This is a genomic window from Stenotrophomonas sp. STEN033 (assembly GCF_056856655.1).
The window spans coordinates 1-17498 of the sequence record NZ_JBXFWM010000085.1 but is presented as its reverse complement, the minus strand read 5'-3'; the positions used below and the strand labels follow the sequence as shown (position 1 = coordinate 17498).

At 64.5% G+C, this 17498-nt stretch carries 14 protein-coding genes; 10 read left to right on the top strand and 4 right to left on the bottom strand.

Annotated elements, in window-relative coordinates; translation table 11 throughout:
- Positions 1–319: 319 nt before the first annotated feature.
- The 3 genes from AC1VXC_RS19455 (at position 320) to AC1VXC_RS19445 (ending at position 4713) form a co-directional block, all read left to right on the top strand.
- Positions 320–1924, top strand: coding sequence for a peptide chain release factor 3 (locus tag AC1VXC_RS19455; protein WP_313172919.1), 1605 nt, complete (start codon positions 320–322; stop codon positions 1922–1924).
- A gap of 84 nt (positions 1925–2008) precedes the next feature.
- Positions 2009–2644: a PAQR family membrane homeostasis protein TrhA gene (trhA, locus tag AC1VXC_RS19450; protein ID WP_313172918.1), complete on the top strand. Its 636-nt coding sequence runs from the start codon at positions 2009–2011 to the stop codon at positions 2642–2644.
- A 197-nt stretch (positions 2645–2841) separates the two neighbouring features.
- Positions 2842–4713: an AsmA family protein gene (locus tag AC1VXC_RS19445; RefSeq protein WP_482995084.1), complete on the top strand. Its 1872-nt coding sequence runs from the start codon at positions 2842–2844 to the stop codon at positions 4711–4713.
- Positions 4714–4724: 11 nt separating this feature from the next.
- Here AC1VXC_RS19445 and AC1VXC_RS19440 read toward each other — a convergent pair whose 3' ends face one another.
- Genes AC1VXC_RS19440 through mtgA form a run of 3 tightly spaced genes read right to left on the bottom strand, consistent with a single transcriptional unit; the run spans position 4725 to position 6915 of the window.
- Positions 4725–5156 (bottom strand): CBS domain-containing protein, encoded by a 432-nt coding sequence (locus AC1VXC_RS19440; protein ID WP_313172916.1) that lies wholly within the window; start codon positions 5154–5156, stop codon positions 4725–4727.
- Positions 5116–6138, bottom strand: a complete 1023-nt coding sequence (locus AC1VXC_RS19435) for a glycosyltransferase family 2 protein (RefSeq protein WP_313172915.1) — start codon at positions 6136–6138, stop codon at positions 5116–5118. The genes AC1VXC_RS19440 and AC1VXC_RS19435 overlap by 41 nt, the downstream gene beginning before the upstream one ends.
- A 27-nt stretch (positions 6139–6165) precedes the next feature.
- Positions 6166–6915 carry a monofunctional biosynthetic peptidoglycan transglycosylase gene (gene mtgA, locus AC1VXC_RS19430; RefSeq protein WP_313172914.1) on the bottom strand — a complete coding sequence of 250 codons (750 nt, stop codon included), beginning with the start codon at positions 6913–6915 and terminating at the stop codon, positions 6166–6168.
- Positions 6916–6989: 74 nt separating this feature from the next.
- Here mtgA and hslO point away from each other — a divergent pair, with 74 nt between their 5' ends.
- The 3 genes from hslO to AC1VXC_RS19415 all read left to right on the top strand — a co-directional run bounded on the left by hslO (position 6990) and on the right by AC1VXC_RS19415 (position 12007).
- Positions 6990–7883 carry an Hsp33 family molecular chaperone HslO gene (gene hslO, locus AC1VXC_RS19425; protein ID WP_481539593.1) on the top strand — a complete coding sequence of 298 codons (894 nt, stop codon included), beginning with the start codon at positions 6990–6992 and terminating at the stop codon, positions 7881–7883.
- Between the two features lie 118 nt (positions 7884–8001).
- Positions 8002–8859: an XOO1806 family protein gene (locus AC1VXC_RS19420; RefSeq protein WP_313493043.1), complete on the top strand. Its 858-nt coding sequence runs from the start codon at positions 8002–8004 to the stop codon at positions 8857–8859.
- 250 nt (positions 8860–9109) lie between these two features.
- A complete protein-coding gene (locus AC1VXC_RS19415) occupies positions 9110–12007 on the top strand; it encodes a TonB-dependent receptor (protein ID WP_313172911.1) in 2898 nt (965 codons plus the stop codon).
- A 279-nt stretch (positions 12008–12286) separates the two neighbouring features.
- On the opposite strand, the gene AC1VXC_RS19410 is transcribed toward AC1VXC_RS19415, so the two are convergent.
- Entirely contained in the window at positions 12287–12889 is a 603-nt protein-coding gene (locus tag AC1VXC_RS19410) for a TetR/AcrR family transcriptional regulator (RefSeq protein WP_313172910.1), read from the bottom strand.
- Between the two features lie 164 nt (positions 12890–13053).
- On the opposite strand from AC1VXC_RS19410, the gene AC1VXC_RS19405 reads away from it, so the two are divergent.
- The 4 genes from AC1VXC_RS19405 to AC1VXC_RS19390 all read left to right on the top strand — a co-directional run bounded on the left by AC1VXC_RS19405 (position 13054) and on the right by AC1VXC_RS19390 (position 17394).
- The gene (locus AC1VXC_RS19405) at positions 13054–13959 is read left to right on the top strand and encodes an alpha/beta fold hydrolase (protein WP_313172909.1); all 906 of its coding nucleotides are present in this window, start codon (positions 13054–13056) and stop codon (positions 13957–13959) included.
- Positions 13956–16436 (top strand): acyl-CoA dehydrogenase, encoded by a 2481-nt coding sequence (locus AC1VXC_RS19400; RefSeq protein ID WP_313172908.1) that lies wholly within the window; start codon positions 13956–13958, stop codon positions 16434–16436. The genes AC1VXC_RS19405 and AC1VXC_RS19400 overlap by 4 nt, the downstream gene beginning before the upstream one ends.
- A gap of 67 nt (positions 16437–16503) precedes the next feature.
- Positions 16504–16986, top strand: a complete 483-nt coding sequence (locus AC1VXC_RS19395) for a hotdog fold domain-containing protein (protein ID WP_313172907.1) — start codon at positions 16504–16506, stop codon at positions 16984–16986.
- Positions 16987–16989: 3 nt separating this feature from the next.
- Positions 16990–17394, top strand: a complete 405-nt coding sequence (locus tag AC1VXC_RS19390; RefSeq protein WP_313493046.1) for a hypothetical protein — start codon at positions 16990–16992, stop codon at positions 17392–17394.
- Positions 17395–17498: the final 104 nt, after the last annotated feature.

The window sequence follows — 17498 nt, the reverse complement described above, 5'->3', positions numbered from 1 at the left end:
ATGCTCGGCAGGGGCTTTACCGGTGAGGCCCCTTGCCGAGCATGGCTCGGCACTACGGGTGGGATGCCTGGGAAGGCCTCTGCCGAGCATGGCTCGGCACTACGGGTGGGATGTCTGGGAAGGCCCCTTGCCGAGCATGGCTCGGCACTACGGTGGGATGCCTGGTAAGGCCCTTGCCGAGCATGGCTCGGCACTACGGGTGGATTCCTGCCGAGCTTGGGTTGGCAGTACCGGGGATTCTGGTCATCCTTGCTGGGCTGGCGGCAGGTATAATCGCCGGTTCATTCGTTTCTGATGCGCCCGGGCGGGCGCCCCTGCCATGTCCGAAGTCGCCACCGAAGCCGCGCGCCGCCGCACCTTCGCCATCATCTCCCACCCTGACGCCGGCAAGACCACGCTGACCGAAAAGCTGCTGCTGTTCGGGGGCGCGATCCAGATGGCCGGCTCGGTCAAGGGCCGCAAGGCCGCCCGCCACGCCACCTCGGACTGGATGGCGCTGGAAAAGGAACGTGGCATCTCGGTCACCTCGTCGGTGATGCAGTTCCCGTACGAAGACAAGATCGTCAACCTGCTCGACACCCCCGGCCACGCCGACTTCGGCGAGGACACCTACCGCGTGCTTACCGCGGTGGACTCGGCGCTGATGGTGATCGACGTGGCCAAGGGCGTGGAAGAGCGCACCATCAAACTGATGGAAGTCTGCCGCCTGCGCGACACCCCCATCATGACCTTCATCAACAAGCTCGACCGCGAGGGCAAGGACCCGATCGAGCTGCTGGATGAAGTGGAAACCGTGCTCGGCATCCAGTGCGCGCCGGTGACCTGGCCAATCGGCATGGGCCAGCGCCTGAAGGGCGTGGTGCACCTGCTGACCGGCGAAGTGCACCTGTACGAACAGGGCCGCAACTTCACCCGCCAGGACTCGACCATCTTCCCGTCGCTGGACTCCCCCGGCCTGGCCGAGAAGATCGGCGAGAAGATGCTGGCCGACCTGCGTGACGAGCTGGAACTGGTGCAGGGCGCCAGCCATCCGTTCGACGTGCAGGCCTACCTGGCCGGCAAGCAGACCCCGGTGTTCTTCGGCTCGGGCGTCAACAACTTCGGCGTGCAGCCGCTGCTGGACTTCTTCGTCAAGCACGCGCCGGCGCCGCAGCCGCGTGCCACCACCGGCCGCGACATCGCCCCGCAGGAAGACAAGCTGACCGGCTTCGTGTTCAAGATCCAGGCCAACATGGATCCGCAGCACCGCGACCGTGTCGCCTTCATGCGGGTGTGCTCGGGCAAGTTCACCGCCGGCATGAAGACCTTCCACGTGCGCACCGGCAAGGAAATGAAGCTGGCCAACGCGTTGACCTTCATGGCCAGCGACCGCGAGATCGCCGCCGAAGCCTGGCCGGGCGACGTGATCGGCATCCACAACCACGGCACCATCTCCATCGGTGACACTTTCACCGAAGGCGAGGCGGTGACCTTCACCGGCATCCCCAACTTCGCCCCGGAACTGTTCCGCCGCGCCCGCCTGCGTGACCCGCTCAAGCTCAAGCAACTGCAGAAGGGCCTGGCCCAGCTGTCCGAGGAAGGCGCCACCCAGTTCTTCCGCCCGTTGATGAGCAACGACCTGATCCTGGGCGCGGTCGGCGTGCTGCAGTTCGACGTGGCCGCCTACCGGCTGAAGGACGAGTACGGCGTGGAAGCGGTGTTCGAGCCGGTATCGGTCAATACCGCACGCTGGATCAGCTGCAGCAATGCGAAGAAGCTGGAAGAGTTCCGCGAGAAGAACGCCAGCAATCTGAGCATCGATGCCGCCGGCCACCTGGTCTACCTGGCCCCCACCCGGGTCAACCTGCAGTTGGCCCAGGAACGTGCGCCGGACGTACGTTTCTCTGCAACCCGTGAAGCAGCGCACACGGTTTCGGTGGCCTAGGTTCTGATGGCGGCGTGCATACGCCGCCGTTCGGGGTGATGATAGCGGGCACCGGGCCTCCCCCCAGCCCGCGCCCTCATTCCCATGACTGCAACCGTTGCATCGATCCGCGAAGAAGTCGCAAGCGCCCTCACCCATGGTCTGGGCGCGGTCAGCGCACTGGCTGGCGGCGCCGTCCTCATCACCCTTGCCGCGATCTACGGCGATGGCTGGCAACTGGCCAGCGCCATTGTCTTCGGCGTCGCCCTGCTGCTGTTGTACACCGCCTCCACCCTGTACCACGCCATCCAGCACCCGGTTGCCAAGGGTCGACTGAAGATCTTCGATCATTGCGCGATCTACATCCTGATCGCTGGCACCTATACGCCATTCACCCTGATCGGCCTGCGTGGCCCCTGGGGCTGGGGGTTGTTTGGCGCGATCTGGGCGCTCGCCCTGTTCGGCGTCGTATTCAAGCTGTTCTACACCGGCCGCTTCAAGAAACTCTCCACCGCGATCTATATCGCGATGGGCTGGCTGGTGATCGTCGCGATCAAGCCGATGTGGGCCTCGATCGATGGCTGGACATTGAGCTGGCTGTTCGCCGGCGGCGTCTTCTACACCCTCGGCACCGTGTTCTATCACCGTGAACAGCTGCCCTACTCGCACGCGATCTGGCACCTGTTCGTGATTGCCGGCAGCGTCTGCCATTTCGTCTCTGTGACCGCGCAGATCCTGTAAGGCCAGCGGCATCCATCAAGGGTCTAACGACACGGCCTGCACATCATGCGAATGCGCGCTTCGCGTGATGTGAACACGGCCCCGTCCACGATGGGGCCGTGAATACTTCCCCGCCCCCGGCTACGCCGTCCGCGGCGCGCTGGCGAATCAAACGCCCCGGCAAACGCGGCCAGCGCTGGCTTTTGGCAGCCGCCGCCATGCTCGTGGCAGCCATCGTGCTACTCCTATTGTGGGACTGGAACTGGTTCAAGGGGCCGGTTGAGCGCGCTGTGCAGGCACGCACCGGCCGTGTACTGCAGATCGGCAACCTGGATGTAGACCTGGGCCGCACCACCACCATTCGCGGCGATCACATCACCTTTGCCAACGCCAGCTGGGCCAGGCAGGCGCAGATGGCCAGCGCCGACCGCGTGGAGATCGACATACGCCTGTGGCCACTGCTGCGCGGCAGCGTGCAGCTGCCGGAGATCCGCCTCAGCCACCCCGACGTGCTGCTGGAGACGGCTCCGCGCAAGGGTGAACCCGGCAACTGGAACTTCCTCGATGGCGGCGGCGGACAGCTCGTGCAACTGCACAGCCTGCGTATCAACGAAGGCCGGCTGCGGTTCATTGACACACTGGGACGCAGCAACATCGACCTGGCGGTGCGCAGCGGCGAGGCCCGGCAGGCCGACGCTGCGCCACCGGTACGGGTGCAGGGCAAAGGACGCTGGCGCGGTGCCGCCTTCACCCTCTCCGGCGGCACCGAATCGCCACTGGAGCTGAGCAATAGCGATCACCCGTTCCGCATCCATCTGGATGCGCGCGCCGGCGCCACCCACGCGATCGCGCGTGGCAGCCTGACCAATCCTTTCCAACTTCAGGTATTCGACCTGCAGTTCCAGCTGAGCGGGCAGGATCTGGACGACCTGTATCCGCTGATCGGCATTGCCATTCCCTCGTCGCCGCCGTATCAGCTGGACGGTCGGCTCAAGCGTGATCATGAGCGCTGGCGTTACGAGAAATTCAGCGGTCGCGTCGGCGACAGCGACCTGGCTGGTGATGTCGAGATCGACGTGGCCGGCGAACGCCCGCGACTGACCGCGAACCTGCTGTCCAAACGCCTGGATTTCGACGATCTGGCCGGTTTCATCGGCGCCCCACCGAAGACCGGCGGCGACGAGTCCGCCAATGCCGCGCAGAAAGCACAAGCCGCGCAACTCGCCGCCAAGTCCACCGTCCTGCCGGACACCCCCTACAACCTGGGCAAGCTGCGGGCGATGGATGCGGACGTACGCTGGAAGGCACAGCGCATCAATGCACCCAAACTGCCGCTGGACGACATGGATGCGCACCTGTTGCTGGACAACGGCCTGCTGCGGCTGGAGCCGCTCAACTTCGGCGTCGCCGGCGGTGACATCCGCAGCACCGTGCGCATGGACGCACGCCGTGCGCAGATCAACACAACATTCAACGCCAGCCTGCGCGGGGTGCAGCTGGGCCAGCTGTTCCCCGATGCCAAGCTGGCCGAGCAGGCTTCCGGCGGCATCAGCGGCAACATCCGCCTCAGCGGCAATGGCAACTCCATCGCCGCAATGTTGGGCAGCAGCAACGGCGATGTCGCAGTGGGCATGGGCCGTGGCCATATCGGCAACCTGCTGATGGAACTGGCCGGGCTCGACGTGGCCGAGTCATTGAAGTTCCTGTTCACCGGCGACAAGCAGATTCCACTGCGTTGCGCCTTTGCTGACTTCGGCGTGCACGATGGCCTCATGCGCTCACGCGCGCTGGCCTTCGATACCACCGATACGCTGGTCATCGGCGAAGGCACGATCAGCCTCAAGCAGGAGCAACTGGACCTGCTGCTGCGTCCACGCCCCAAGGATGTCAGCATCCTGGCGCTGCGTTCACCGCTGCGGGTGGGCGGCAGTTTCAAGGATCCCTCGTTCCGCCCCGACTTCAAGGCACTGGGCATCCGTGGCGCCATCGCCCTGACCCTGGCCAGCATCGCACCGCCGGCCGCACTATTGGCCACCATCGAAACCGGTCCGGGCAAGGACGTGCAGTGTGGCGGGCACTACGCCAGGTAGCGCCACCCGACTCAGGTGCCAGTGATGTACTGCTGCAGCTGGCCCAGTTCCTGGCGCTGCTGTTCGATCACCGATTTGACCAGATCACCGATCGAGATCACGCCCACCACCTCGTCGCCATCCAGCACCGGCAGGTGGCGGATGCGGCGGTCGGTCACCAACGCAAGGCACTGCTCCACCGACACCGTGGGGGCCACCGTGACCAGCTCGCCGGTCATGATCTCGCGCACCGGCGTGGTGGCTGAGGAACGGTCCATCAACACGATCTTGCGCGCGTAGTCACGTTCGGAAAGGATGCCGACCAGCTTGCGTCCTTCCATCACCAGCACCGCGCCGATGCCCTTCTCCGCCATCAGGCGGATCGCCTGCACCACCGCCACATCGGGTGGCACCGCGTGGATTTCAGGGGACTTGGCCCCGAGCAACTGTCGAACGGTCTGCATGGCGTTCTCCTGCGCTGGCGAATGACGCAGATACTGCCACGTTCCCCGGCTGCCAGGTGTCAACCAGGTACAAGGGGCGCTGTTTGGCCTCCATGTAGAGACGCCCGAGGTATTCACCGATCAAGCCCAGCGCGATCAGCTGCACCCCGCCCAGGAACAGGATTGCCGCCATCATCGTCGGCCAGCCAGCAACCCGGTCGCCGTACAACGCCGCCTTGCCGACAACAAACAGCGCGAAGCCGAACGCGCAGGCGGCAGTGAACAAGCCCAGGTAGGTTGCCACCCGCAAGGGCGCGGTGGAGAAGCTGGTAATGCCCTCCAACGCGAAGTTCCACAATTTCCAGAAGCCAAACTTGCTGCTTCCCGCCAGCCGCGGCTCGCGTCGATAAGGCAGCGCGACGCGTTTATAGCCGACCCAGCCAAACAGGCCCTTCATGAAGCGGTGGCGTTCTCGCAGCTGTCGCAGCCCAGCCAACGCACGTGGCGACAACAGCCGGAAATCGCCGGTATCGGCTGGGATCGGCGTCTTCGACAAGCGCCCCATCACCCGGTAGAAACCCGCGGCGGTGAAGCGCTTCAACCAACCATCGCCCCCGCGCTCCACGCGTGTTCCATAGACATCGTCATAGCCTTGCTGCCACAACGCGACGAAACGCGGAATCAGTTCCGGCGGATCCTGGCCATCGGCATCCAGCAGGATCACCGCCCCTTCTTCAACGAAGTCCAGCCCCGCCGTCAGCGCGATTTCCTTGCCGAAATTGCGTGACAGCCGCAGCGCCGACACCCGCGGCTCCTGTGCCGCCAACTGTTGCATCACCGCCCATGTCGCATCGCTGCTGCCGTCATCAACGTAGAGGATGCGGCCATCCACACCCCCTTCCAGCGCCTGCAGCTGCGCGCACAAGCGCGGATGCAGCATCGGCAATGCATCCTGCTCGTTGAAGGCTGTGATCAGCAGGGTCAGGCGTTCGGGCTGGCTCATTGCGCAAGTCTACCCAGAGCCGCGCATTCAATTGCCATCATCAACGTAGTCCGCACCACCCAACTGGCGCGCCTGCCGCTGTATCCACGCCGCACGCCGCTGCACATAAGGCCCCGGCTTGGCCGCGCTGTAGCGCCGCGGTGAAGGCAGCACCGCGGCCAAGCGCGCACTCTCGGCCGGGCTGAGGCGGGCCGCATCCTTGCCCCAGTAGCTGCGCGATGCCGCCTGCACGCCATAAATGCCATCACCAAACTCGGCCACATTGGCGTACATCTCGATGATCCGCTGCTTCGGCCACAAGGCCTCGATCAGCACCGTGTACCAGACCTCCAGCCCCTTGCGCAGCCAGCTGCGGCCCTGCCACAGGAACACATTCTTTGCGGTCTGCTGGCTGATCGTGCTGGCGCCACGCAGACGTCCACCGCGCTCGTTGTGCTTGCGCGCCTTCTCGATGGCCTTCAAGTCGAAACCATTGTGCTCGGGAAAGCGCTGGTCCTCCGCCGCCACCAGCGAGATCGGCACGCTGCGCGCCATCTCGTCGAGATCGCACCACTGGTAACGGATACGGAACTTCCAGTCGCCCTGCGCCAGCGCTTCCAACTGCCGGAACACCATCACCGTGGAGAACGGCGGGTCGACGAAGCGCAGTACCAGCACCTGCAAGACACTGAACACGGCAAACAGCACCGGTGCCCATAGCAACCACCGCAGCCAGCGCCGACGACGCCCGCTCCCCGCCCCCTGCTCCACCTTGAGCTCGGCCTGCTCCGCCCCCATTGATATCCACCTTGCAAAACCATTTGTCCGGCGCATTATCCGGCACCGGCCCCACCTCGCGTAGATGCAGCCCCATGACCGACACCTCCGATCTGCTTGTCCGCTTTCTCCTGCCCGCCGCCGGTGTGCGCGGCGTCCATGTCCGGCTGGGCCAGAGCTGGCGTGAAATCCTGTCCCACGGCGACTATCCGGCCGCCGCGTCGCGACTGCTGGGCGAAGCCAGCGTGGCATCGGCACTGTTTACCGGCCACACCAAGGTCGATGGGCGTTTGTCCATTCAGCTGCGCAGCAGCACCGCCCTGCGTGCCTTGTTCACCGAGTGCACCTCGGCCGGCACCCTGCGCGGCATCGCCCAGCTGAACGATGGCGAAGACGCCCCGTCCACCCTCGCTGCCTTGGGCGAGGACGCACTGCTGGCCATCACCATCGAGAACCCCGGCCTGGATCCGCGTGAGCCGCAGCGCTACCAGAGCCTGGTCGCCCTGAGCGGCGACAGCCTGGACGAAGCCTTCGAGGACTATTTCCGCCATTCCGAGCAGTTGCCGACGCGTCTGCTGCTGGCCAGCAATGGAGAACATGCCGCCGGTCTGCTGCTGCAGAAACTGCCCGGCGACGAAGGCGATGAGGACGGCTGGATCCGCGCAGGCGCCCTGTTTGACACCCTCGGCCAGGACGAACTGCTGGCACTGCCGGCCAGCGAACTGCTGCACCGCCTGTTCCATGAGGAGAACCCGCAGCTGGTCGGCGACAAGGCCCTGCGCTTTGGCTGCTCCTGCTCGCGCGAGCGGGTCAGCGCCATGCTGCAGTCGCTCGGCGAGGAGGAAGCCCGCGCCGCCGCCGAGCCCACCGGCCAGGTCGAAGTCCGCTGCGAGTTCTGCGGTCAGGAATATCACTTCCCATTGGCAGAATTTGGCGTATTGTTCAGTTCTACACCGGCCAATCAGCCAGCACCTGAGCGGCTGCAATAAAGGTCCAACGAGTTGCGTTCTGGGGAGGGCGAAGACTTGTTAAGAAACCATAAACCGCATAGGATCGAGAGCTCACGCGCCGGGAACTTCCTGGCGCCAACGGGGTCTGACTGAGTCCATGAACGCCTTACTGCGCCTACCGCTTGCCCTGCTGATCGCCCTTGGCGCGGTCACGGGCGTGCATGCGCAAAGCAAGCCGCGCGCCATGGACAGCACCGTACTGCCGGTGTGGAACCGTGGCAGTGGCAAGGTCGAGGCCCTGCTTTACCTGGAACCCACGGGCACCCAGAACGCCGGCGCACGCTGGAATTTTGGTCAAAGCTCGCTGGATGCCGCGTTTGGCCTGTCCTCGGGCGATTCGCTCGGCCTGCTCTGCAACAGCAGCCGCGGCAGCAGCATCGGCGGCCTGGCCAGCCACTGCATGCTGGCCAGCCTCGGCGATGACGACGACAACAATGGCCGCCACATCTCGGCCACCACCGCGTTCAATCGGCCCGGTGGACGCGTCGGCGTAAGCGCCGGCAGCGGCCGCGATACCTTGCCGGCCTGGTTGTCCGGCGGCAACAAGAGCGGCGCGGCACGCATCGAACAGAATGATCTGACCGTATTCGGACAGAAGAACATCGGCCGCGAAGGATTCGTCTCCATCGGCGGCACCTATGCCAAGGCACGCCTGGTGCCGCTGACCGACGCCGCTCCTGCGGTGGTGGACCAGTGGGACAGCAAGAGCCTGACCGTCGGCGGCGGCTATGGCGCCTTCAGCGCCAACGTCATCGGCCGCGTCGTCGATGCGCCCGGCCAGAGCGGCAAGTGGGAAGGCCTCGGCCTGGGCATCACCTGGCGCACCCCGTGGAGTGGCCAGCTCACGGTCGGCGCGGAAAACGTGATCACACGCGGCAAAAACCCCTTCTCTCCCCGTAACGAAAGCAATGACGACGGAGCAATCCCGTACGTCCGTTACGAGCAGGATCTGTAACTCCTTACTCTTACGTCAGATCCAGAGAACGCCCCGCCTGCCGGGGCGTTTTGCGTTGCAGCATGCGCCGGAAACAACGGGCTCGCCTTTGCTGAATTGGAGTCATTTCCACAACTTCATTAACCAATCTTTAATTTATTTGCAGTCGCAAGTACTATCGGTCTCAAGCCCATGGTTTTGGATCCGCCTTTCGGATCCGCCAGCGGCCTTCGCAGCTATACCAAGTCCACTTGGCAGAGAGAGAGAACCAATGATTTGCAAGTCCAACAAACTGCGTGATGCAGTTGTCCTTGCGCTTGTCGCAAGCGCCGGCACCACCGGTGTCGTATACGCCCAGGATGCAGACAAGGGCGCAACCAACCTGGATCGCATCCAGGTCACTGGCTCGCGCATCCGCTCGGTTGATGCGGAAACCTCGCAGCCGGTTCTGACCCTGACCCGCGAAGCGATCCAGCAGACCGGTCGTACCAGCGTCGCTGACGTGCTGCAGCAGATCGCCACCAACGGCGCTGCCATCAACACCCAGTTCAACAACGGCGGCGACGGCTCCTCCGGCGTCGACCTGCGCAACCTCGGCTCCTCGCGCACCCTGGTGCTGGTCAATGGCCGCCGTTGGGTCTCGGCCCTGGACGGCAGCGTCGACCTGAACACCATCCCGTCGGCCATGGTCGAGCGCATCGAAGTCCTGAAGGACGGCGCCTCCTCGATCTACGGTTCGGACGCCATCGCCGGCGTGGTCAACATCATCACCCGTGAAGATTTCAACGGCGGTGAAGCCCATGTGTATCGCGGCCAGTTCAGCCAGGGCGACGGCGAGCGCGAAGGCTATGACCTGACCCTGGGTACCAGCAGCGACCGCGGCAACCTGGTGTTCGGCGCCAGCTACGTCAAGGAAAAGGCCGTCATGGCCGGCGCACGCAAGATCTCGCGCGATCCGGTGTATGGCCTGGGTTCGAGCCAGTACAGCGGCCAGACCGCTGACGGCGGCATCTGGGACCTGACCGTCGATGGCACCCCCACCGACGACGTCGACTACTGGGATTCGATCGCCGGCAGCAAGGACAAGGCCACCGCCGCCCGTGCCGGCATCAACCGCTGGGTTGTCAACAAGGATGCTGATGGTCGCGTTCTGCCGGGCAACTATCACGCCTACGGCAATGACGACAAGTACAACTACGCCGCCGACAACTACCTGCGCACCCCGCAGGAGCGCAAGTCGATCTACATCCAGGGCCGCTACGACCTGACCGACTCGATCGCACTGCGCACCGACGCGCTGTACAACCAGCGTAACTCGGCCCAGCAGCTGGCCGGCTTCCCGCTGAGCGCCGGCAGCTACATGGGCGGCGACCAGGGCTTGTCTGCAGACAGCTACTACAACCCGACCAAGGGCGCGGCCGACGCGCGCGAACTGAACTGGAACCGTCGCCTGGTCGAACAGGAACGCTTCTATGAGCAGGACGTCAAGACCCTGCATTGGTATGGCGGCCTGGAAGGTTCGTTCCAGTTTGCCGACCGCTACTTCAACTGGGATGCCGGTCTGAGCTACAACTCGAACGACCAGATCGACACCCAGGTCGGTGACGTCAACATGGGCAATCTGTACCGTGCCACCGGCGCGTCCTTCATGGACACCGATGGCGTGGTCAAGTGCGGCGCACCGGGTGCCGTGATTGATGGCTGCGTGCCGTTCAATCCGCTGTCCAGTGCCGGCAACATGCCGAAGGAAATGCTGGACTACATCCTGTTCACCGCCAAGGACAAGTTCCAGAACAAGAGCAAGAGCTTCACCGCCAACCTGGCCGGCGACATCGTCGAACTGCCGGGCGGCATGATGGGCTTCGCAGCGGGTTACGAGCACCGCAAGGAATCCGGCTACGACCTGCCGGACGCCTTCGTCTCGGCCGGCATGAGCTCGGGCAACGCCCGTCAGCCGACCAGCGGTGATTACAGCCTGGACGACCTGTACCTGGAACTGGCCATCCCGCTGCTGAAGGATCTGCCGGGCGCCGAAGTGCTGGAGTTCAGCGTGGCGTCGCGTTATTCCGACTACAGCAACTTCGGCAACACCATCAACAGCAAGTTCGGCTTCAAGTGGAAGCCGTACGCCGACCTGCTGGTTCGTGGTAACTGGGCCGAAGGCTTCCGTGCACCGTCGATCTCCAACATGTTCGGTGGCGGTTCCGCATCGTACGAAGGCTACGGCGACCCCTGCTCCAGCGACAGCCCGTTCATCGGCAACGCCGCCGTGGCCCAGCGCTGCGCCGCAGCCGGCATTTCCGCCGCCTACAAGCAGCGTGAAAAGTATGGTGACCAGACCCCGTGGCCGTTCGACTGGGTTTCCAACCAGGAGCTGACCCCGGAAACCTCGACCTCCAAGACCTTGGGCTTCGTGTTCAGCCCGAGCTTCCTGAAGGGCTTCGACGTGTCGCTGGACTGGTGGCAGATCAACATCAAGAACGTGATCAGCCGTCCGCAGGTCACCTACATGCTTGACCAGTGCTATGTGGAAGGCAACCAGAGCTGGTGCGACATCGTCAATGACGGCCTGACCCGCAACGCACTGGGCCAGATCACCTACCTGAAGATGGGCCTGGCCAACCTGGGCGAGACCGAAGTGGAAGGTTACGACCTGACCATGCGTTACTCGCTGCCGGATACCAGCATCGGCGCCTTCTCGTTCGTGTGGGACAGCACCTACATGTCGTCCTACCGCACCAAGGCCACGCCTGACGCTGATTGGGATGCTTCGACCGTAGGCACCTACGTCAAGGACACCCCGGTCTGGCGCATCCGCTCCAACCTGACCGCGAACTGGACCTACGGTGATTTCGGCCTGACCTGGACCACCCGCTACTTCTCCAGCCTGGTCGAAAACTGCAAGTACCCGACGGTCGCATCGCTGTGCAGCGACCCGAACCGGGTCACCGCTACCGGCAAGGACCCGCAGAACAAGCTGGCCGCGACCACCTATCACGACCTGCAGGCACGCTACAACGTGCCGTGGAATGCAACCGTGTCGGTGGGCGTGAACAACGTGTTCGCGAAGGAACCGCCGGTGGCGACGCAGGCGTTCGCCAACAGCTTCGACTACCAGTACGACACCCCGGGGCGCTACTACTACATGGAGTACCGTCAGCGCTTCTGATCGTAGTCTGATCGGTTGAAACAAAACGGCCCGGGATTCCCGGGCCGTTTTCTTTTGCAGGTTGCGATGGTCCGGCAATGCCCTGGACCTATCTCGGACATCCACTCGCTCGACGCCGATCTCGCGAGCAGGCGCTCACCGGGGATCTCGGCGCCGCGCCGATCCGGGCTGCGCAACGGCTGCGCCATTTGCGGCCATCATCGCCTGCAGGAGCAGCCTCAAAGCAAAAGAAAAGGCCGCATTGCTGCGGCCCTTCTTGCTCATGCGCGGTCAGTCGATTCAACCGTTCGGGATCAAGGTCTCGATCACGTGCTCGACATAGGCCTCGAAATCCTCGCGCGCCTGCTTGGGCTGCTGCAGTTGCAATGACAGCTGCAGGAAGCCGACATAGGCCGCGTAGGCCAGCCGCGCACGGTGGCGCGCATCGGTGGAGCTGAGCCCGGCCTGACGGAACGAGGCGATCAGGTATTCCATGCGCCGCTGCGAGACACGGTCGATCACCGGCCGCACCATCGGATTGTCCAGCGCCTTGAGCAACTCGCTGTAGATCACATGCGGCGTGACTTCATGTGCGACCAGTTGGAACAGCGCACGCAGACGGGTGCGCGGGTCCGGTACCTCCTCCAGGCTGCCGAACACCTGCTGCTGCTCCACGACTTCCCAGCGCTCCAAGGCCGCTTGCAACAGCGCGTCGCGCGAGGGGAAGTGCCAATAGAAGCTGCCCTTGGTCACACCCAGCCTGCGCGCCAGCGGTTCGACCGCCACCGCACCCACACCCTGCTCGGCGATCAGGTCCAAGGCCGCTTGCGCCCAGTCATCCGCGCTCAGACGGTTTTGCCGCGTGCTGCGGGACTCGGTGCTGGAAACTGAAGAATCGTTCATGGGCAGATTTAACCATACGGCGGGGACTGGTTGCAGTATGTGGATGACAAAAGCACGGACAATCCGGCAATTGATGGATCGGCTCCGGTACCCCGACATCGCCCTGGCGCGTTTCCATACTCCCGGGTATTGACAGCACTTCGGACCTTTCCATACCATCAGGTATGGTTATGCCCACTCCCTCATCCGTATCCGCTGAAGACATACGCCTCGAAGGCGCACATGGCGCTGGCCTGGGTGCATCCCGACACAGCGGCAAGCAGCCCGGCATTCTGTTCGCGCACGGCTTCGGCCAGACCCGCGGCGCTTGGACGGCTACCGCGGAAACCCTCAACGCTGCCGGCCACGCCACGCTCAGCTATGACGCACGCGGCCATGGCGATTCGGACTGGAATGCCAGCGATCTGCCCTATCACGGCGATCAGTTCACCGATGACCTGATCGTGGTCGCCGGCGAGCTGCCGCGTCCGCCGGTGCTGGTTGCTGCCTCGATGGGCGGCCTGTTCGGGCTGATGGCCGAAGCGCGCTGGCCGGGCCTGTTCGCGGCAATGGTGCTGGTGGACATCACCCCGCGCTGGGAGACCCGCGGTGTGGAGCGCATTCTTGCCTTCATGAGCGCGCACCCGGACGGTTTTGCCTCCTTGCAGGTCGCTGCCGACACCATCTCCGCCTATATGCCGCACCGCCCACGCAAGAGCGAAGATTCGCTGCGTGCGCTGCTGCGCCCAGGCAAGGATGGCCGCTGGAACTGGCATTGGGATCCGCGCCTGGTCGATGAGCTGGCGCGCGACAGCGAGCAGCACCAGGGCGTGATTGCCGAAGCTGCAAGACAAGTGCAATGCCCGCTGCTGCTGGTCAGCGGTGGCCGCAGTGACCTGGTCTCGCCACAGACCGTTGAAGAATTCATGGCGCTGGTGCCGCACGCGCAGCATGTCCATCTGCCCCACGCCACCCACATGGTGGCCGGCGATGACAACAATGCGTTTACCGCCGCTGTGTTGAACTATCTGGACGCACTGCCTTCCGCAGCGTCCGCCCGAACCGAGCACGTTACCGGAGCACGTCCATGAGCATCGTCGTACCTTTCCTGGCCCTGCTGCTTGCAGGTGCCTTTGTTGCCTACCACCGCATGCGACTCGTCGTATGGACGGTCATCAGTGTCGTGGCCCTGGCCATCTGCTGGTTTGCCGGGGTCAACCAGACCGCGATCATCGTCGCCGCCGCCATCGTTGCGCTGGTCAGCGTGCCGGTGCTGCTGCCGTTCCTGCGCAAGCCGCTGATCACCGCGCCGTTCATGGGGGTGTTCCGCAAGGTGCTGCCGCCGCTGTCCAAGACCGAGCGCATCGCCCTGGAAACCGGCTCGGTCGGCTTTGAAGGCGAGCTGTTCACCGGCGACCCGGACTGGAACATCCTGCTCAACTATCCCAAGCCGCAGCTCACCGCCGAGGAACAGGCCTTCCTGGATGGGCCGGTGGAAGAACTGTGCAAGATGGTCAACGACTTCGAGATCACCCACGTCCACGCCGACCTGCCGCCGGAACTGTGGGACTACATCAAGAAGAACAAGTTCTTCGGCATGATCATCCCGAAGGAATACGGCGGCCTGGGCTTCAGCGCGCTGGCCCACCACAAGGTCATCCAGAAGCTGGCCTCGGTATCGAGCGTGGTCAGTTCCACCGTCGGCGTGCCCAACTCGCTGGGCCCGGGTGAGCTGCTCAACCATTACGGCACCCAGGAGCAGAAGGACTACTACCTGCCGCGCCTGGCCATCGGCCAGGAAGTGCCCTGCTTCGGCCTGACCGGTCCGTTCGCCGGCTCGGACGCCACCTCCATCCCCGACTTCGGCATCGTCTGCAAGGGCATGTGGAAGGGCGAGGAAGTGCTGGGCCTGAAGCTGACCTTCGACAAGCGCTACATCACCCTGGCGCCGGTCGCGACCCTGATCGGCATGGCCTTCCGCATGTACGACCCGGACGGCCTGCTCGGCGACACCAAGGACATCGGCATCACCCTGGCGCTGCTGCCGCGTGACACCGACGGCGTGGAAATCGGCCGCCGCCACTTCCCGCTGAACTCCACCTTCCAGAACGGTCCGATCCGCGGCAAGGATGTGTTCATCCCGCTGACCCAGCTGATCGGCGGTGCCGAGAAGCGTGGCCTGGGCTGGAACATGCTCAACGAGTGCCTGGCCGTTGGCCGTTCCATCACCCTGCCCTCCACCGCCTCGGGCGGTGCCAAGGCCGGTGCGGTGGTGACCGGTGCCTATGCACGCATCCGCAAGCAGTTCGGCCTGTCGGTCGGCCGCTTCGAGGGTGTGGAAGAAGCACTGGCCCGCATTGGCGGCAAGGCTTACAAGATCAGCGCACTGTCGCAGGCCACCGCCGCTGCGGTTGACCGTGGCGACGTGCCGTCGGTGCCGTCGGCGATCGCCAAGTACCACTGCACCAACATGAGCCGCGAAGTCATTTCCGACGTGATGGACGTGATCGGCGGCAAGGGCATCATCCTCGGGCCGCGCAACTTCGCCGGCCGCAGTTGGCAGGCCGCACCGATCGCCATCACGGTGGAAGGTGCCAACATCATGACCCGCTCGCTGCTGATCTTCGGTCAGGGCGCCATCCTCTGCCACCCGTGGGTGCTGAAGGAAATGAAGGCCGCGCAGGACGAAGACCGCAAGGCCGGCCTGCGTGAATTCGACCAGGCACTGTTCGGCCATGTCCGCTTCGGCATCTCCAACGCCGTGCGCTCGCTGTGGTTCGGCCTGACCGGTGCGCGCTTCGGTGCCGCCCCGGGCGACGCCTACACCCGCCGCTACTTCCGCAAGCTGGACCGTTATTCGGCCAACCTGGCGCTGATGGCCGACATCTCGATGATGACCCTCGGCGGCAAGCTCAAGTTCAAGGAATCGCTGTCCGGCCGTCTGGGTGATGTGCTCAGCCACATCTACATGACCAGCGCCATGCTCAAGCGTTACCACGACGAGGGCGCACCGCAGGCTGACCAGCCGCTGCTGGCCTGGGCCTTCCACGACAGCGTGCACAAGATCGAGGAATCGCTGTCGGCGGCGCTGCGCAACTTCCCGATCCGTCCGATCGGCTGGCTGATGTGGGCACTGATCTTCCCGTTCGGCCGTCGCGCCGAGGCCCCGGGCGATCGCCTGAGCCGCCGTGTTGCGGCAACGCTGATGGCACCGGGCGAAGCGCGTGACCGCCTGGCCCAGGGCGTGTTCCTGACCCCCTGCGCCAACAACCCGGGTGGCCGCATCAACAGCTACCTGTCCAAGGCGATCATGGCCGAGCCGGTCGAGCGCAAGTTCCTGAAGGCGCTGAAGACCAAGGGTATCGAGGCGCTGACCTTCGCCACCCAGCTCGACGAGGCCGTGGCCGAGGGCGTGATCACCCAGGACGAGCGCAAGCTGCTGGAAGAGCTGCGCGAGATCACCATGGACACGATCACCGTGGACGACTTCGAGCCGCATGAACTGCGTTCGGCCGGCTACTACGACCTGCCGGGCAAGCAGCGCCCGCAGCCGCAGCAGGCCGCGTAAGCCACTACCCAGCAACAACAACGGCGGGCCTGGTGCCCGCCGTTTTCATATCAGGACGCCCTACACCATGACCGCGCCTCTGTTGTCGCTTTACCGTCGCTTCTCCCGCTGGCCCGCCGGCAACTGGCTGTTCTCCCGCGCGGTGTGCTTCAAGGCGCCCTATTTCGCCAGCATCTCGCCGCGGATCACCGCGCTGGAACCGGGCCGCTGCGAAGGCGTGATCCGCCAGCGCCGCCGCATCAGCAACCACATCGGTACCGTGCATGCGATCGCCATGTGCAACCTGGCCGAACTGGTCGGCGGGGTCATGGTCGATGCCAGCCTGCCTGCCGACATGCGCTGGATCCCCAAGGGCATGGAAGTGAAATACCAGGCCAAGGCGCTGGGCGTGTTGAAGGCGGTGGCAACCCCGCAGCAGCCCATCATCAGTGCCGAGCACGGCTACGACCTGCCGGTGCAGGTCAGTGTCACCGATGCGGCCGGTACCGAGGTATTCCAGGCCATCATCGCGATGTGGGTATCACCACGTCCCAGCCGCAGCGGAGGTTGACGCATGCAGACCGCGGAATGGATGCTGCGTCTTGGCGGACTGCACTGCCTGGGTTTTGCCCTGTTCCACCTCGCGTTCTGGCGTTTGTTCGGCTGGAAACACGAGCTGGCAAAGCTCAGCGCTGCCAACCGCGCGATCATGCAGATCCTCAACCTGCGCCTTGTCTATGTGTTTCTTGGCATGGGCGCGCTGTCACTGGCCTTCACCCGCGAACTGCTCGATACCCGGCTGGGGCATGTGGTGTTGGCTTTCATGGCCGTGTTCTGGCTGGGCCGCACCATCGAGCAATTCGTTTTCCTGCGTATCAATGACTGGCGCGTGCACCTGCTGACCGCCTTGTTCGTGCTCGGTGCGGTGCTGTACGCAGTACCGTTGTGGCTGGGATTCTCGCTGTACATCAGCCGCTGATTACCGGCAATGCCACTGTAGTGGGGGGGGGGCGGGGGGGGGGGGGGGGGGGGGGGGGGGGGGGGGGGGGGGGGGGGGGGGCGGGGGGGGGGGGGGGGGGGGGG

Excerpts from the sequence above, each read along its gene's own strand:
- AC1VXC_RS19455 (WP_313172919.1), top strand. The coding sequence starts at position 320 with ATGTCCGAAGTCGCCACCGAAGCCGCGCGCCGCCGCACCTTCGCCATC.
- trhA (WP_313172918.1), top strand. The coding sequence starts at position 2,009 with ATGACTGCAACCGTTGCATCGATCCGCGAAGAAGTCGCAAGCGCCCTC.
- AC1VXC_RS19445 (WP_482995084.1), top strand. The coding sequence starts at position 2,842 with ATGCTCGTGGCAGCCATCGTGCTACTCCTATTGTGGGACTGGAACTGG.
- AC1VXC_RS19440 (WP_313172916.1), bottom strand. The coding sequence starts at position 5,156 with ATGCAGACCGTTCGACAGTTGCTCGGGGCCAAGTCCCCTGAAATCCAC.
- AC1VXC_RS19435 (WP_313172915.1), bottom strand. The coding sequence starts at position 6,138 with ATGAGCCAGCCCGAACGCCTGACCCTGCTGATCACAGCCTTCAACGAG.
- mtgA (WP_313172914.1), bottom strand. The coding sequence starts at position 6,915 with ATGGGGGCGGAGCAGGCCGAGCTCAAGGTGGAGCAGGGGGCGGGGAGC.
- hslO (WP_481539593.1), top strand. The coding sequence starts at position 6,990 with ATGACCGACACCTCCGATCTGCTTGTCCGCTTTCTCCTGCCCGCCGCC.
- AC1VXC_RS19420 (WP_313493043.1), top strand. The coding sequence starts at position 8,002 with ATGAACGCCTTACTGCGCCTACCGCTTGCCCTGCTGATCGCCCTTGGC.
- AC1VXC_RS19415 (WP_313172911.1), top strand. The coding sequence starts at position 9,110 with ATGATTTGCAAGTCCAACAAACTGCGTGATGCAGTTGTCCTTGCGCTT.
- AC1VXC_RS19410 (WP_313172910.1), bottom strand. The coding sequence starts at position 12,889 with ATGAACGATTCTTCAGTTTCCAGCACCGAGTCCCGCAGCACGCGGCAA.
- AC1VXC_RS19405 (WP_313172909.1), top strand. The coding sequence starts at position 13,054 with ATGGTTATGCCCACTCCCTCATCCGTATCCGCTGAAGACATACGCCTC.
- AC1VXC_RS19400 (WP_313172908.1), top strand. The coding sequence starts at position 13,956 with ATGAGCATCGTCGTACCTTTCCTGGCCCTGCTGCTTGCAGGTGCCTTT.
- AC1VXC_RS19395 (WP_313172907.1), top strand. The coding sequence starts at position 16,504 with ATGACCGCGCCTCTGTTGTCGCTTTACCGTCGCTTCTCCCGCTGGCCC.
- AC1VXC_RS19390 (WP_313493046.1), top strand. The coding sequence starts at position 16,990 with ATGCAGACCGCGGAATGGATGCTGCGTCTTGGCGGACTGCACTGCCTG.